15 protein-coding genes are annotated in these 16,277 nt (G+C 49.4%); 4 read left to right on the top strand and 11 right to left on the bottom strand.

Annotated elements, in window-relative coordinates; all coding sequences use genetic code 11:
• Positions 1 to 12: 12 nt before the first annotated feature.
• Together KJY73_RS20925 and KJY73_RS20920 are read left to right on the top strand one after the other, a co-directional pair.
• The gene (locus tag KJY73_RS20925) at positions 13 to 237 is read left to right on the top strand and encodes a hypothetical protein (protein ID WP_206593175.1); all 225 of its coding nucleotides are present in this window, start codon (positions 13 to 15) and stop codon (positions 235 to 237) included.
• On the top strand, positions 237 to 875 hold the full coding sequence (locus KJY73_RS20920) for a DUF2959 domain-containing protein (protein ID WP_206593174.1): 639 nt from the start codon (positions 237 to 239) through the stop codon (positions 873 to 875). Before KJY73_RS20925 ends, KJY73_RS20920 begins: the two co-directional genes overlap by 1 nt.
• A gap of 8 nt (positions 876 to 883) precedes the next feature.
• Here the strand turns inward: KJY73_RS20920 and KJY73_RS20915 are convergent, their stop codons facing one another.
• The 3 genes from KJY73_RS20915 to metF all read right to left on the bottom strand — a co-directional run bounded on the left by KJY73_RS20915 (position 884) and on the right by metF (position 3,492).
• Complete coding sequence (locus tag KJY73_RS20915) at positions 884 to 1,567, bottom strand: hypothetical protein (protein WP_214345580.1); 684 nt, start codon at positions 1,565 to 1,567, stop codon at positions 884 to 886.
• 89 nt (positions 1,568 to 1,656) lie between these two features.
• Positions 1,657 to 2,517 carry a virulence factor BrkB family protein gene (locus tag KJY73_RS20910; RefSeq protein ID WP_214345579.1) on the bottom strand — a complete coding sequence of 287 codons (861 nt, stop codon included), beginning with the start codon at positions 2,515 to 2,517 and terminating at the stop codon, positions 1,657 to 1,659.
• A gap of 90 nt (positions 2,518 to 2,607) precedes the next feature.
• On the bottom strand, positions 2,608 to 3,492 hold the full coding sequence (gene metF / locus KJY73_RS20905; protein ID WP_206593171.1) for a methylenetetrahydrofolate reductase: 885 nt from the start codon (positions 3,490 to 3,492) through the stop codon (positions 2,608 to 2,610).
• A 157-nt stretch (positions 3,493 to 3,649) separates the two neighbouring features.
• On the opposite strand from metF, the gene metJ reads away from it, so the two are divergent.
• A complete protein-coding gene (gene metJ, locus KJY73_RS20900; protein ID WP_206593170.1) occupies positions 3,650 to 3,976 on the top strand; it encodes a met regulon transcriptional regulator MetJ in 327 nt (108 codons plus the stop codon).
• 8 nt (positions 3,977 to 3,984) lie between these two features.
• On the opposite strand, the gene KJY73_RS20895 is transcribed toward metJ, so the two are convergent.
• The 6 genes from KJY73_RS20895 to KJY73_RS20870 form a co-directional block, all read right to left on the bottom strand.
• On the bottom strand, positions 3,985 to 4,461 hold the full coding sequence (locus KJY73_RS20895; RefSeq protein WP_214345578.1) for a GNAT family N-acetyltransferase: 477 nt from the start codon (positions 4,459 to 4,461) through the stop codon (positions 3,985 to 3,987).
• Positions 4,458 to 4,922 carry an NfeD family protein gene (locus tag KJY73_RS20890; RefSeq protein WP_214345577.1) on the bottom strand — a complete coding sequence of 155 codons (465 nt, stop codon included), beginning with the start codon at positions 4,920 to 4,922 and terminating at the stop codon, positions 4,458 to 4,460. The genes KJY73_RS20895 and KJY73_RS20890 overlap by 4 nt, the downstream gene beginning before the upstream one ends.
• Positions 4,922 to 5,866 (bottom strand): SPFH domain-containing protein, encoded by a 945-nt coding sequence (locus KJY73_RS20885; RefSeq protein ID WP_206593167.1) that lies wholly within the window; start codon positions 5,864 to 5,866, stop codon positions 4,922 to 4,924. The genes KJY73_RS20890 and KJY73_RS20885 overlap by 1 nt, the downstream gene beginning before the upstream one ends.
• 166 nt (positions 5,867 to 6,032) lie before the next feature.
• On the bottom strand, positions 6,033 to 9,953 hold the full coding sequence (cobN, locus tag KJY73_RS20880; RefSeq protein ID WP_214345576.1) for a cobaltochelatase subunit CobN: 3,921 nt from the start codon (positions 9,951 to 9,953) through the stop codon (positions 6,033 to 6,035).
• Positions 9,950 to 10,294 (bottom strand): DUF2149 domain-containing protein, encoded by a 345-nt coding sequence (locus KJY73_RS20875; RefSeq protein ID WP_214345575.1) that lies wholly within the window; start codon positions 10,292 to 10,294, stop codon positions 9,950 to 9,952. The genes cobN and KJY73_RS20875 overlap by 4 nt, the downstream gene beginning before the upstream one ends.
• Positions 10,294 to 10,824, bottom strand: coding sequence for a MotA/TolQ/ExbB proton channel family protein (locus KJY73_RS20870; RefSeq protein WP_214345574.1), 531 nt, complete (start codon positions 10,822 to 10,824; stop codon positions 10,294 to 10,296). Before KJY73_RS20870 ends, KJY73_RS20875 begins: the two co-directional genes overlap by 1 nt.
• Before the next feature lie 171 nt (positions 10,825 to 10,995).
• Between KJY73_RS20870 and KJY73_RS20865 the strand changes: the two genes are divergently transcribed.
• Entirely contained in the window at positions 10,996 to 13,182 is a 2,187-nt protein-coding gene (locus KJY73_RS20865) for a TonB-dependent hemoglobin/transferrin/lactoferrin family receptor (RefSeq protein WP_214345573.1), read from the top strand.
• Positions 13,183 to 13,241: 59 nt separating this feature from the next.
• Here KJY73_RS20865 and pdsS read toward each other — a convergent pair whose 3' ends face one another.
• Entirely contained in the window at positions 13,242 to 15,395 is a 2,154-nt protein-coding gene (gene pdsS, locus KJY73_RS20860) for a proteobacterial dedicated sortase system histidine kinase (RefSeq protein ID WP_214345572.1), read from the bottom strand.
• A gap of 5 nt (positions 15,396 to 15,400) precedes the next feature.
• Positions 15,401 to 16,099: a proteobacterial dedicated sortase system response regulator gene (gene pdsR / locus KJY73_RS20855; protein ID WP_214345571.1), complete on the bottom strand. Its 699-nt coding sequence runs from the start codon at positions 16,097 to 16,099 to the stop codon at positions 15,401 to 15,403.
• Positions 16,100 to 16,277 lie beyond the last annotated feature (178 nt).

Below are 16,277 nucleotides of genomic sequence, written 5' to 3'. Positions count from 1 at the left end.
ATGGAGATATTCATGTCAGGACAAGGGTCCGGCGGCAATGTAATAGCCGCTATCTGTAACGTATTTTTCCCTGGTTTGGGCCAACTGGTTCAGGGACGTATTTTAGCCGCACTCATTTTTGCCATCATCGCGTTTGGTGGATATGCCTTATGGTTCCTGGTAGTGCCGGCCATCATAGGCGCTATCGCACACCTCTGGGCGATTATTGACGCAGCAAAGTTCAAGGCAAACGAATAATGTTACGCTGGGCATCAATACTGAGCATTTGGCTGTTACTGACAGGTTGCCAATCTGCCTACTACTCTGCCATGGAGAAAGTCGGCTTTGAGAAGCGCGATATACTGGTCGACAGAGTGGAAGACGCCAAGGATGCGCAGGAAGATGCCCAACAACAATTTAGTTCGGCGCTGGAACGTTTCAGTACCTTGTTGCAATTTGACGGTGGCGAATTACAAAGCGTATATGAGGATCTCAAAGACCAATATGACGCCAGCGAAGCCTCAGCCAATAAAGTCTCCACTCGCATAGACAAGGTTGAAGATGTCGCCGAAGCTTTATTTGACGAGTGGCAGGATGAGCTGGAGCAATATGAGAGTGAAAAGCTCAGACGTGACAGCACAGTTAAATTAAAAGACACCCGCCGCCGCTACCAGCAACTCATTACCTCGATGCGCCGCGCCGAGAGTAAAATGGCGCCTGTGTTAAGCGCCTTGAAAGACAATGTGTTGTACTTAAAGCATAACCTGAACGCAAGCGCCATAGGTTCACTGCAAGGTGAATTCGGCAGTATCAAGCGTGATATCAATCAGTTAATTAGTGAAATGAATCGTGCCATATCACAATCCAACGATTTCATTAAGAGTATGCAGCAATAATCAGGGCACTACTCTTCAACAACAACTCTGAGTCCATTTTGATCAGCTACGGCCAAATATGAGCGGCCGTAGTCTTGCTGACACAAGTCAATAGGGTGATTGGCCAAAAATAAAGAACCGCTGCAATGTTCGACGCTTATATGTGCAGACACAACGCCAGACTTAGCTCGACTCAACACATTCCCATCCACCGCCACATCCATATCAACGCTAGCCAATACTCTTAAGGTAATAGTGTCACTGCGATTACGGGGGGACTTTTCAAACACAGATAACTGATAGTCGTTCCCTTTCATCCAGGCGACGACCCAGGTTCGTCCACCGTCGGTTAAATTCGCGTCCAGCTTATGTTGCTTATTATTGCTGTTGTTGTCACGCACCCCAAAAGTGGTCTTATGATGATCCTTGTTCCATGCATAAAGATAACTACGATAATCGTTCTTGAGCAGATCTGCCGCTTTGTACTTTTCCTGAAACACATCGCCAATCATCACCTGAGGCTGCAGGTAAAACCTAGCGTCGTCGTTTAGCGCATTAACAAAGGTCAGGGCCGTGTCCCTGTTCTTAGGTCTGTCATCAATGGATTTATCTATCTGATCGCCACATGCCACAATTCCCAGTGCACCTAAGAGCAACAGCGTAATTTGTTCCACACCAATTTTCATAATTCCCTCTCGGTCAATAAACAGCATCTTGATATCTGCCAGGGCAAGATAACAAGTTGATATTCATCTAACTGTTAGGAAGTGTGGAGAACTGTAGGGGGCTGTGCGATCTCTGCTTAAACTTGTTCATCCCCGGCGGATTGCTTAGCCAGATTTTCAACCTGAACGGTGAACTCTGCGCCCAAAAGCACCACTATCCAGGACAAATAAATCCAAACAAACAAGATCGGCACTGCAGCCAGGGCACCGTAAATCACTTGATAGGAAGGAAAACTCGCCACATACAAGGCAAAGCCCTTTTTGGACAACTCAAACAAACAGGTTGCCAAAAAAGCGCCAGCAAAGGCGTGGCGGGCACGTACTGCTCGATTGGGCACCACCATATACAAAATAAAGAAGGCCCCCATGGAGGTAATAAAGGGCACCATTTTCAACAATACCGTGGTAATGCCAGGCGTATAGTCTTCGGCGAAAGCCGCCAACCCTACCAAGTAAGAACTGATGGCCAGACCAGAACCTATCAACATAGGCCCCAAAGTCAGCACCATCCAATAAATCGCAAAAGTAAAAATCGCGCGTCTGTCGCTGCTGGTACGAAAGATATGATTGATTGTCTTATCTACATTGGAGATCAACATCAGGGCCACAACCACCAGAAACAGAATGCTAACCGCCCCCATCTGCGATGCATTGCCGACAAACTCAGCCACATACTTCTGCACTACGCCACCAGCGTGAGGCACAAAGTTACTGAAGATAAAGGCTTCCAAATCGCCACGGGCCGAACCAAATGCGGGGAACGCCGATAAAATAGTGAAAAACACCATAATAAAAGGCACCAGTGACAACAGAGACACATAAGCTAAATGACCGGCTGTCACTGTTATGCGGTCTTGCTGGCAACGAGCCAACATGGCGGAAGCAAAAAACTTCACCTGGCCTGCTGACAACTGAGTTAAACGTGTGAACTTGTCCATGCCCTGACTCCGGCGCTAATTCAAGTTCAAGTGTACCGCGGCCAAAAAAAAAGGACATCATCAGATGCCCTTCAATTAAGATTCTGCGCTTCAACCTGCGCGCAGACCCAACATATGGCAGATGGCATAGCTCAGTTCGCAGCGGTTTAGTGTATAGAAGTGGAAATTACGCACACCTTCTTTGGCCAGGATACGCGTAGTATCCATGGCGATACTGGCTCCCAGCAGGTTACGGGTGGTTTGATCGTTGTCGTCCAAGCCTTCGTACATCTTGTGCAACCAGCCAGGTACATGCACATTGGTCATACCGGCAAAGCGCACTAAGGTGTTGTAGTTTGTGACCGGCAAAATGCCCGGAATTATCTCTAAATCAATACCTGCCGCCGCCGCTCTGTCTCTGAAGCGTAAGAATACCTCGGCATCAAAGAAGAACTGCGTAATAGCAGAAGTGGCTCCCGCTTCGGCCTTACGCTTAAGGTTGAGCAGGTCGAACTGGCCATTGGGCGCTTCAGGGTGAATTTCCGGATAAGCCGCCACGGCAATATCAAAGTCTGCCACCTCTTTTAGCAAAGCCACCAGGTCCGCTGCATAGAGTTCGGTTTTGTCCACGCCTTTAGGCAGATCGCCGCGTAGTGCAACAATTTTACGGATGCCGGCCTGCCAATAGTCTTGGGCAATTTGTTTTAATTCTTCACGACTGGCATCAACACAAGTGAGGTGCGGTGCTGCAGCCACGCCGGTTTCGGTTTGGATGCGTTTAACCACATCGTGCGTACGGTCACGCTCACCACTGTTCGCACCGTAAGTCACCGACATATAAGCAGGCTTTAAAGGCGCCAGACGCTTTACGGAATGCCACAGGGTCTGTTCCATTTGCTCAGTCTTGGGCGGAAAAAATTCAAAGGACACATTGATATTGCGCAGTTCTGACAGCGAATTGTTCAGTGCATCAATGCCCTGGGCATAGGAAACCATAGTGACTCCTGGAAATCGGCTCATATATCTAGACGTTTAGACGGCCAAATCTACTTGGATTCTGCTCAGACATCAAGATGTTTGGACTTCTAGATTGACTGAATTCTGCCAGCGGTTAGAATTTTGCCATCTAACATACAATAAAACAGGCAGAAACATGGCTAAATGGAATGGCGAATATATTCATCCTTACGCCGAGCATGGAAAGAAAAGCGAGCAGGTCAAAAAGATTACCGTGTCCATTCCATTGAACGTACTGAAAGTGCTGACCGATGAACGGACCCGTCGTCAGGTGAATAACCTGCGACATGCCACCAATTCAGAATTACTCTGCGAAGCATTTCTGCACGCCTTTACCGGGCAGCCGCTGCCCAATGATGCAGACCTACAAAAAGATAATCCGCACCGCATCCCTGCGGAGGCACGTACTATCATGGAAAAAATGGGGATAGATGTGCAGGCGGTAGAAGCTCAGGACGACTGAGTATCCTTTTAAGCGCGCCTGACCTTGGGTTGGGCCGCTTGCAGCTCTTCTGCCCTTCCCCGTAACAAGTAAAAATCAGGTTCTTCGGCACTCAGGCTGAAACCGGCATTCAAATAAAACTGTAACGCCTGCTGATTACAGCGGAACACTCTCAGCGTTATCTCCTCAGCCTGATAGGCTCGCTGCAGCGATACCAAAACCTGCCGTCCAATACCTTTATTGCGCCACTGAGGCGCAATTATCAGCATAGTGATATACAACACCGCATCCGAACCGCGGCTGACCTGCGCATAGCCCAAATTAAGACGACCCGATACCAGCAGCAGATTGTCATTGTCCTGCCAGCGTTTAGCAAAATCCTCTCGCTGCCAAGTCTCATCCCATCCCCACTGGCTTTCGACATGCCCGCGCATAGCCTGCTGGTAAAGCCGCCAGAAATAACTTTTATCATCACTACCAGCCTGCGCCAGGCGAATATGCTTCATGAAGGGTCCTGCACAGGTGTGACATCCAAACGTCCCACCGCAACTTTTACAACCTGCACCGTCTGTCCTGCTTCGATGGGTTGCTGACTATGCACCTGCCAGGTAATACCAGAATAACGATATTCCATACTTTTACCCGGCTGCAACGCTTCTGGAAGTTCAAACTGATAACCAATTAAATCACTTTGTACTTGCTTGGGTTTACCTTTGCTTTGTAAGTTTTTAAGTGGCTTCCACAAGATAAGCGCTAGCAAGGCGCTAAAAATTGCCACGCTAGCCAGAGCGCTGAACATATCCTGACTCAATATGCCCATATACATCATCAAACCTGTCGCCAACGCCGCTAAGCCGACGAAAAACAGCACAAAGGTGGCAAAACCCAGCACCAACACCTCAATTGCCAATAGTGCTAAACCCAGCACCATCAAGCTTTCGGCCATATGTTCAGTGAACACTGTCATCAGGCCCCCTTGTTGCCTTTGATTCCGGTGATAATGGTCATGGCCTGGGCCACCATAGAAGCGGCATCAGTACCACTCTCCGGCAACAGCACCACAGAAGACTCTTTGGCTATAGCCTGTTTAGCAGCGATGGCCTTAGTGGCCAAATCCAACTGAATAGCTTTTTGTCCTTGCTCGGTGTTGGCGGCCTCCCCCACCAGACGTAATGCTTCGGCCTGGGCTTCGGCCACCGCCAGAATGGCTTTGGCCTCACCTTCAGCACGCAGAACTTGCTCGGATTTTTCTGCCTCCGCGGCCAGCACCACAGAGGCCTTCTCACCTTCAGCACGGTTGATGGCAGCCTGCCGGTCACCTTCTGACTCAAGAATCTGTGCCCGCTTGACCCGCTCGGCTTTCATTTGCGCTTCCATGGCTTCCATTACCGAGTGAGGCGGCACGATATCTTTGATTTCGTAGCGCATCACCTGGATCCCCCAAGGGCCAGACGCTTCATTGATGGCAGAGACTATATTGGTGTTCAACTGGTCACGCTCTTCAAAGGTTTTGTCCAGCTCCATTTTCCCCAGCTCAGAACGCATGGTGGTTTGAGCAAGCTGGGTCACGGCAAAGATATAGTCATCCACGCCATAGGTCGCTTTGTAAGGGTCCAGCACCCGGAAATACAGCACCCCATCCACTTTAAGGGAAATATTGTCTTTGGTGATCGCGCTTTGCTCTGGGACATCCACCGCCTGCTCTTTTAATGAACGGTCAGCGGCAATACGGTCGATAAATGGCACGATAAAGTTCAGCCCCGCCTCACGGGTAGACTGATATTTACCAAAGCGTTCAATTAGATAAGCGCGATTTTGCGGTACGAAGATGATGGAGGATTTAAGCACCACCACCACAAAAATAAGCAAAAACGTTTCGATGCGCAGTACGTACTCAAATAACAATTCCATCCGTCACTCCCGTGATGTCCCCTGTAGTTAGCCTACGATATGTCAGTGACGGACAACTGACAATATTTAACCTATTAATTATGCAGGCAAAAGAGACCAGCCGCCGACAAGTCCAGGGGGAAAACCTGCCGACGTGCTGTGTTTACTCTACACCAATGAGAATAATTCAACCTACAGCTGCTAACCGTCTTGGTTGACGTTGCAGGTAAGGGCTGACCATACCTAATAAAAATATCGTTCCGATCAGATACCATGCTCGGTAGTCAGGCTCAACAGTGGAATCATTCTGTACCTCTTTAAGTTCCTGCCCTTGCACTTGCTGAGCCCCTATCGCTGCGTTTGCCGCCGACGGGGCACTGACAAGTGGTGCCAAACCAAAGCCGGCCGCTTGCTGTGCAACGAAGTCCTTAAACTTCTGATTGTCCGTAAACACATCGTAGCGGCTAGCCAGATCCTGGTACTCCTCCAGCATTCGCTTCAGGGTTTGCGCGTCCGCCTGCCAATAACCTTTGCGCACAGCTTCCAGCATACGTTCCAACATTTGTGCCAACGCATCAGCATTGTGTTTTTCGAAGAAGGCTTTCATATCAAGTTGGTACTTGTCATCCACATAGACATCGAAAAACTCCTGCCATTGGTCGTCTCTCACCGCCTCAGGCGTCATGACCTCCCATCCCCACATATTGTTCATTCTGTCCAAGATAGCTGTAGCCCCAGCATACCCAGCCTCCTGCATGGCACCAATCCAGCGAGGATGGAAATAGCGGCTGCGCATCTCCTGATTAAGAAAATCCGTCATAGTCTGACTCTTTACATCGTCTGCACGGCGCAAGTTCGACACGTACATTTCCGGCGTCTGACCATCCAGATGGCGCACGGCCAATCCAACACCACCAAAATATTGGAACGGGTCATCATTCGTCATAAGGGCATAAAGATTGGTTGAACGAGAAAAAATCACAGCATCGGTGCCAGATAATACCTTTGCGTATAACTGTGCATCTTCCACATTTTCACTCCATCGCGCTTCATCATTGCCAAAAGCAAAGCCCATTCGACGTAAGTAAGTCTGCGCCATATCCGAGTCATCTTCCCAAGTATCGGATGCCAATGCTTTACCCGCCAAGCCTGTGCCGTAAGCTCCCGATTGATTGGAAAAAATCCTCACCGAAGACAAATAGTCGGCATCTTCATCTGTCTTGCCACTTGCCAATAGTTGTGTTTTCAACGCATTGGTGTGCTTATATACAAAGTTATTTTCTTCTTTCTGTTTAGCGATTTTATCTATGGCGTCGGCCAGCCACAGCATCACATTGGGAAATGCATCACGATACAACCCGGTTGCCGACACCACCACATCAACACGGGGACGCTTTAGTTCGCTGTAGGGAATGATCTCGGTGTCGGTCATCTGCCCTTGTGCATTCCACACGGGTTTCACTCCTAACGCATAGAGAATCTGCGCTTCCAGCGCGCCCTGATGGCGCATGGTTTCCAAAGACCATAGGGAAAATGCCAGCTTTTGCGGATAACGTCCGTGTTTCGCTACATAATCCGCGATGGTCTGCTCCATAACCGCCACCCCTGCCTGGTAGGCTTCCGGTGATGGCACCTTGGACGGATTAAAACCAATCAGATTTCGCCCTGTTGGCGCGGCTTGCGGATTACGGATGGGGTCGCCACCATGAGAAACGGGAATGTACTGTCCGCTTAATGCCTTAAGTAAATTCTGCACTTCCGCAATTTGCTGAAAGTTGTCCCAATGCTCGCGAGCTTCGTTAAGTTTGGTTGTTAGTGACGCGGTCAGATTAGGCGTGGGCTGACCGGTAATAAAAGCATGCAGCAGTTGAAATCCGTCAATCGCTTCTAATGCCAGCACAGCGTTTTTGTCCAGTCGCAACGCCGCCGGCAAGGTTAATCCCTGCTGCTGCTCATATTCCGCCGCCTGTTGCATAAAGGATTCACCAAGTATCTGCAATATTGTGCTGTACAAGTGTGCATCCTGTGGCAGCAATCCAAAGGTGTGCACACCCAACGGTTGACTTTGTTCACTGAGAGCGGTGAGATGGTCCTGTATTCGGCTGAGGTATTCTTCAAAGCTCCCCGCCAATTGCTGCTTGGTGAGCGCCAGGTCAGCGAGAATATTCAGTTCATCTGCCAATTGGATGATTTTATCCCGGGTATTATCCCGCGTTTGGCCCTGATCCAACATGAGATGGTTGTTAATCAGTTCATTAAGTTTAGCCACGTCTGCATATAAACCAGCCTTAGCAAAACCCGGAGTCAAATGGCTTAGCATAGTCGCCCGTCCTCGACGCTTTGCCTGCATTGCTTCGCCAACATTATCGATAATGTAGGGATAAAATACCGGCAGATTACCAATAGCAAGATTAGGTGCATCAAACACTGACAAGCCACGTTCCTTACCCATCAGCCATTCCTGAGAACCATGGGTACCGAGATGGATCAGCGCGTTGGCTCCAAATACCTGACGAGCATAGAGATAAATTGCCAGATAACTATGGTTAATAGGTGTTTTGGTACTGTGGTAAGACGCTGTATGCTCCTTTGCCGTCTCTCCTCGCACCCCTTGAGGTAAGACGATTAGATTACCCAGTTGCATACGCGGAATAACAAAGTGTGGCTGACCATTATGTACAGTAAGCATATGACTGTCTTGGGCGTCACCCCAGCGTTCAACAATCGGAGCACGCACTGATTCTGGCAGGCGATTAAACCACGCCAGGTAAGTTTGCAATGGCAAATAGTCAGCCAGGCCTTTCTCCACTAGGCCCTTACTATCTTCATTACGGTAATATGGCCGCAATAATTGACCTGCCGCATCGATCAATTGCTGAGCGGCTGGCGTGTCCACCTGATACCCCTGTTCATGCATGGCTCGGGCTATTTCTGCGATAGACGCGGGCACATCTAAAAAGGCCGCTCCAATGTTCTTTTCACCCGGAGGATAATTCCAGATAAAGGTAGCGACCTTTTTATCAGCATTATTAATATGTTTCAGATTGGCATGGTTGAAAGCACGTTCCACCAGCGCATCCATCTGCTCCTGCATGACCACTTTGCGACCATCTTTACTGGCCGCAATAATTTGCGGATCAGCACTACCGGTATCTTCCGGCATGACCAGAAAGAAGGGCGTCAATCCGGGAGAAATACCGGCATGGTCGGCAGAAAATGCCGCTTCGTCCCCTTCGGTGTAATTCAGCACGTGCAAAACAGGTACACCGAGCAGTTCGAACTCTTTACGGCGTTTTTCAACATAATGCAGTGAGCGATAATTGATCAACAAATCCGCACGGGTATTCCCCTGTTCATCCTGCAATAACTCGGTGTAATTCAAGGCTTGGTCTTCCCCCTCAAAGAAGAAGCCAAAGGCTCTCCCACCTTTGCTTTCAATCCCCCGAATCATGGCATCAACAATCTGCTGCTGCTCGTAATCCACCACTGAACGATGTATAGCAATCCCCACCAGAGGCAGGTTTTTATCTAGATTAAGTGAAGCGAAAAAACGTTGTTCATCATCACTCACCTGATGGGGGAAATCCGGGTGATAAAGACCTACATCAGGTATCGACACCGGCGCTGCCGGTAGTTCTGTGGTCAACGCAAAAATCTGCGAGCTCAGGTACAGCATCAGGTTACGATAGTTGCCGCGTCCGGCATTGTTGAAATACTGCGTCACCATGCTTTGCTGTTCGGCATTTAATCCTTGGTTCATTGCCGTATTTTGTGGGTCGCCAAGACTCACCACAGGAACATCTGGAAACTGGCTGAGCATCGGTTGATATTTGCCAAACATAAATCCGGACAGTGCAGGATTGATACCATCAAGCAGAATCAGGTCCGCGCGCCCCCACTCTTCAGCGATTTGTGCATCGCTTTTACCTTTCGCATTAAAACGTTCGAGCTTGAATGGCTGGTCTGCCGCCAAGGATTCGAGTAAGTCCCCTTTTGCTTTTGCAGCATGACCTGACATCATCAACAGCACCGTTTTCTGGTGCGTGGACGCCTCGGCCTGCACAGCAAATGCCAACAAACAAAACAAAACAACCAGCCATCGGGTCATGGTTTCACCTCCGAACCAGACACTGGCGTATCCTTATCCTCAGGCACATAGACAAAACTGCCATCCGCCATCTTGTAAGCCACTCCTGCTCGCATGCCTTCCCCCGAGCCAATTTCGCCGCTGGCTTTGTACTGTTTAATTTCTTTCCCCTGCTTTACGATCATTTGCATGTTTTCCTGACCAGGATTTTTTATCACTGTCACATCCTCGGTTGAGAAAACACTAAGAGGATTCTGCGCAATAGAAATAAGTAACGCCGCAATGATCACCAGGAATACATCCACCAGGTTAACCGCGCTGATAATGGGATTCAGTTCTTCATCTTCGTTGAGAAACTTCATTAGGCCTCCGGCTTAAGCTTGCGGATGTTTATCAGCTCAGATGCAAACCAGCGTTTCTTTACCGAGGCGGGCCAAAAGGTCAACGTCGCTATCACTAATCCCCAGATAACTGCTGCAAAAGCGATGATGAGATTCTCACTTATCCCTTGGATATTACCGTCCGCCAGGGATTGCAGCGCTGGGCCCATCGGGATCATGGTGGCAATCAGCCCCAGCATGGGCGATACACGGGTAACAATGCGCAGATTCTCGAGCTTTTTCAGTGCGTAAACTTCCAGTTCATCTTCGGAGGCACGGGGGTTGGTTACAAAATAGTTGTGAATCGGATAGCCAGAAAGCCAACCGGCTTGTTTGTTTTCGATTTGCCGCATGTACCGAATGGCGTTTTTCTTTCGCACTGAATAAAGCGAGACAAATCGCCCCAACGCAAATATTGCATAAACAAACAGGGCAATGATTACCAGCAATACCGGTGTCATTAGCATGGCGGAAATGTCTGCCATCATGGATTCAATGTATTGAATATTCATAAAGTTACTGCTCATAGGAAGGTGGCCAAATTGCATACAGCGGGATTCTAGCAAAGACCGGCAAACGCAACAATACGAATGCAAGTGAGAATAATTCTTATCTGTATTGACATGTAATTGTTTGCTACTTAACATGCCCCGCATCCCGTACCTGCAAATATAAGGAACCTTATGATGTTCAAGCCAGCCATGCTTGCGTTCTCAGTCAGCAGCGCACTATTCGCTTCCCTCCATGTATATGCTGAGGAGCAAGTCGGCGAGTCCGTCAGTGAACACGAAGTGATCGTGGTCAGCGGCAACCGCATAGCCAAGCCATTGAAAGACGTGGCAGGAGCCATCAATGTGGTCACTGCGGACGACATTGAGAGTTTGAGCATCAACGACATGAATCAGTTGTTTAACTATGAACCGGGTGTTTCCGTAACCGGGCGTTCAGGCGGTGCACAAAACGTGATCGTACGCGGTATGGGAGGGGATCGGGTGCTGATGATTAAAGACGGCATGCGAATGAATGAAGGGTATGGTGCCAATGGTCTAAACGACGTTGTTGGCCGGGGGTTCATCGACACTGACACCCTTAAGCAGGTAGAAGTAGCCAAAGGAGCGGCGTCCTCCCTCTATGGGTCAGATGCCTTGGGTGGCATTGTGGTGTTTACCACCAAAGATGCCAGTGACTATCTTGAAGACGGCGAGCAAATCGCCGGACGCACTAAACTAAGCTACAGCGATTTAACCAATCAATTTAGCCAAGCGGGCACATTGGCGCTGCGCTATGCAGACACCGAGCACCTACTCAATGCCAGTTTTCGACAGGGCGAAGAGGAACAAAACTACCAAGGTAGTGCAACACCTTTTGATATCGATAGTCGCAGTTTGCTGTACAAGGGAAAGCTCCATCTCTCCGATACCGACACCCTGAGTTTGCTGATTGATTTGTGGCAGCAAGACACACTGGGTGACAGTGCAGATGGCCTACTGACCTATTTTCGCGGCTTGGGTCAATACGGCTATCAGATAGTGCATGAGAACAACGAGGGAGAAAAGGAAACCCAGTCATTCAAACTCAACTATCACTCCGATGCACAACGTGCTTGGCATGACTACCTCGATATTAATCTCTACAGAAATAAGAGTAGCCAAGCAGATACTGAATATGGTCGATTGGATATCGATGCACCCATGTTTGGCGTGAAGGAAGTCCGTGACATGTGGCAAACGGCGCTGTTTGAACAAGACACATGGGGTCTATTGTCAAACGCCAGCAAAAAACTGAATACCACCCACACCTTAGGCTTTGGCTTAGATATTGAACAAACCGAAAGCCTTCGCTCTGTTCACGAGCTACGTATCGCTGACGGCACCACCACCCGCGATCTCAGCACCAGTAAGTTTCCGACTAACGATACAAGGCGCTACGGTGTTTTTATCAACGATGAAATACGTCTGCTTGACGACCGTCTGACAGTGACACCCGGCGTTCGTTTTGACAGCTACAAAATGGATCCTAATAGTACCCAAAAGCAAGATGGCACCGAATTCTCTGTCATTGAAGAACAGCATTTTTCGCTCAATCTGGGCGCGATCTACAGCATCAATCCTATGCTCAATTTGTATGCTCAGTACGGGCAGGGATTTAAAGTACCGGCCTACGACCTGGCTTATATTGAACACTATCTGCAGCCGACCTCCACCTATGCTTATGAAATAGTGCCCAGCGACAAAGATCTGGCACCAGAGCAAAGTGACACCTATGAGTTTGGTCTACGCGGACACATTGGCGAACTGGCCATTAGTGGTGCTATTTTCTACAGCAAGTACGACAACTTCCTGTCGACTGTGCTGCTAAGCAGCGAAACCATGCTCGACAGCAATGGCGATTTCTCACACATTTTTGAGAGATACCAGTACCAAAACCTTGAATCTGTCACCATAAAAGGCGCCGAACTTAGTATTAACTGGTACATCAATGATGCATGGACTCTGCAAGGAAATGCGGCCTATCAGGATGGCAAAGATGATGAAAGTGATGACTACCTGCATTCCATTTCCCCCCTTTCTGGTCTGCTGGGATTGAGCTATCAAGGGCAAGCGCTAAGTTCTCATTTAGTGCTCAATTGGGCCAAGGCCATGACGAAAGTCAATGAGGGCAATGCCGGTTCAAGTGGCTACGGTGTGCTGGACTGGCTGGTCAGCTACAGGGTCACGGATAACTTACGTTTTAACCTGGCAGCCAATAACTTGCTTGATAAAGAATATAACCGCTACAGCAGTATTGCCGGGCGCGCTGAGGGTAGCGATCTGAGTTCATTGGCCGAGGCTGGCCGAAACTACACGGCGAGTGTTAGTTTCAGCTTCTGAGGCGACCATCTGTTCAGGCCTGGCACTTAGTCAGGCCTGAGTTTTTCAGCGAAAGTAACTCATACCAAGGGTATGCTTACTGTGACGTTGACTCCATCCGCCTTTGAGTTATCGGTTAACTCGATACTTCCCTGATGAAATTCAGTAATAAGCCTGGCGATGTAAAGCCCTAACCCCAGATGCGGTTGTCCTGGCTGCCCGGATCTGACCGACACCATAGAATCAAACAACCGACCGCGCATCTCGTTAGGTAACAGTGGGCCAGTATTGCTGATTTGCAATACCGCTTTACGCCCCTGACGCTGCAATCTGATCATGATAGGCGTACCCCGGGTGGCAAATTCCACCGCATTAGCTACCAGTTTATCCAGTAGTTGCGCAAAGAGTTCCGGCGCTCCATCCACCTTAAGTTGGCGGTCTGCCATAGTTAATTGAAGCTGCGCGTCAGGATAAGCCAGTTGGTAACCCTGCACGCAACCTTCAAGTACCTCATCAAGCAGGTAGTTATGCCGATCTACTGTTTGCAAACTCTGCTCTAAACGCGTGGCTTCGCTCATATTAGTGAGTATCAGAGACAATCTGTTCAAGCCTTCCTGCGCTCGCTGCAGGTATACCGAGTCGGCCAGTTTCTCCTCTTCCATCTGCAGGGTCTCCAATGACGAGCGCACCACCGCCACAGGCGTGCGCAGTTCATGAGACAAACGTGAAGACATGCTTTCCAAATAGTGATGGTATTGGCCCAGGCGCTGCACCATATCCGCCACGGTACGCGACAAATCGCCGATTTCATCCTGAACGTCGGAGGCTTTCAGTTGGCTGCGAATGCGCCCTTGCTCATCAATGGCTTGGTCGGCCTGGTCACGCAGGCGACGGATGCGACTGGATATTCTCGATGCCAGCAAAAACAGTCCGAGGGTGCCAAGCAGCATCACTGCCAACATCAGGGTGAAAAGTTTTTCCAGCGCCAGGTTGCGTAAACTGCGGATACCGTTGGTTGTCTCTTCGGCGATCACCGCGCCCATCACCATATCATCAATATAGACCGGATAAGCGGCTGCCAGTACCACCGCTTTGCTATCCGGCGTTAAGCGCCAGCTGGACCCTGCTTTACCTTCCAGTGCCTGTTCAATATGGCTACCCTGCAGGTTCGCCACATCATAAAGTTCATCGATAAAATCGCTGGGAGGACGAGTCAGAATCTTGTAATACAATGGGTAAAGCCAACGCTCGGCTGCCTTACCCCACCAACTGTCATCTCTGGTGGCGGCCGGTCGACTCCAGATACCGTCGGAGTTTTTAATATCACCGGATTTCGCCAACACCCGCTGATGCTGATCCACCACCCAAATACGTGAATTGGTATGCCCTAATCCCTTAATAATCTGTTCAATCTCAGGCGAAGGCACTAATACCGTACCCAATTTATCTTCTTCCCATACATTGGAGGTGCCAATAGTCGCCACGGGCTGGCCGCCTGGTTCATCCACGTCGGTGATGGCAAAACTTAGCTTGCTGCCCAATAACTCTAGGGGGATACGCAGTTCAATGTTGTAGCCCTGCTCAGTTTCCAGCCAAGCGCCCTGAATTCGGGTTTCCGGTCTGAGTGCCTTATTGGTTTGCCCGACTTCCACACTCATTTCATAGGGGGTTAACCAACCAGGTTTATTTGTCGCAATCAGATAGCGGCGAAAGTCTCCGGCTGGGGTGGTAAAGGCAATTTGCAAATAGTCGTTATTGTCCACACTCAGACTGTTGGCCGAGCGGTAAATCACCACATCATCTGACACTTCAAAGTAGGCATACAAGTACTGCCGGTACTTGCCAATCATGTGTTTAAAACTGAGTGTGGTTGGCTGATAGGCATTGCTTTGAGAAATCACATAGTCCTGGCCATATTGCAAAGCGTGTTGTTGCTGACGCCAGTCAGACAAATCGCCGTCCAGACGAATAGGGTCAATGATGGGATAAGCATAGAGATCCCGGCCTTTTTCAACGCTCAGGTAACTGGCCTGAGCATCAAATAGCTTGGGTCGCTCGTGCAAGGCGGTGGCCACCGCCCGCACTGTGCCCAACAACGTTCGCTCCTGCCCAGCGCGCAGGTACTTCTCCATTTCCCACACATATTCGTAACCCAGCCAGGGAATGCTGAACAGAAAACCGGACAACAGCAGCAGCTTAAAGCGCAGACCAAAGAAATGAAACTTGCGTGACACCCTTGTCAATCCTTATCGCTGGTCCAGCGATAGCCCATGCCATAAACGGTATCAATACAATCAAAGGCTGTATCCATCTGCACAAATTTCTTACGAATACGCTTGATATGCGAGGTGATGGTACTGTCATCTACCACGACACGGGCGTCCTGCATCAAATGTTGGCGGCTTTTTACGTGGCCGGCAAAACGCGCCAGTGCATGCACCATCCAGAATTCCGTCACGGTCAGATCAACAGCGATATCCTTCCAGCGAGCTTGCATACGGTTGAGATCCAGACTCAGGCTGCCACATTGCACTAGCTGTTGTTTGTCATCTGGCTGACTCAGCGCTTCCATACGTCGGAACAGCGCCGATATGCGCGCCGTCATATGCGGCATACTGATGTCTTTGGTCAGGTAATCATCGGCGCCCATGCGCAAACCAGATACCGTATCCAGATCGGAATCACGCGCGGTCAAAAAGATAATCGGCAAGGTAGGCGACATGCCGCGCAACGACTGACATAGCAAAAATCCACCATCAATTTCGTCTTCCAGGCCAATATCAATAATGGCCAAATCCGGTAAACGCTGCTCAAAGCCACCCATGGCCTCGCGGCGATTGGAATAGGTGGCAACCTGATACCCCTGGCGTCTCAATACTGCCGCGTAGTTCTCACGGATGGCAGCTTCATCTTCAACAATGGCAATTCTTCTACTCATAACTATGACGACAATCCTCTTGCATGTGCCGGACTATACCTTAACTGCTCAGGGAAACTAGCAGGCCATGGCAAATGCCATGATTTCGCCACAATTCATCGGTGCATTGCCCTTTTTGCTCCCCTTTTGTGCCAACTGCTGTGTGTTTAATGGAATTGTCGAAACACACATATCCCTC

The sequence above is a fragment of the Bowmanella yangjiangensis genome (assembly GCF_018531185.1).
In the GTDB taxonomy this organism is placed as follows: Bacteria; Pseudomonadota; Gammaproteobacteria; order Enterobacterales; family Alteromonadaceae; genus Bowmanella; species Bowmanella yangjiangensis.
The sequence above is the reverse complement of the archived record's forward strand: the minus strand, read 5'-3'. Positions and strand labels throughout refer to the sequence as shown.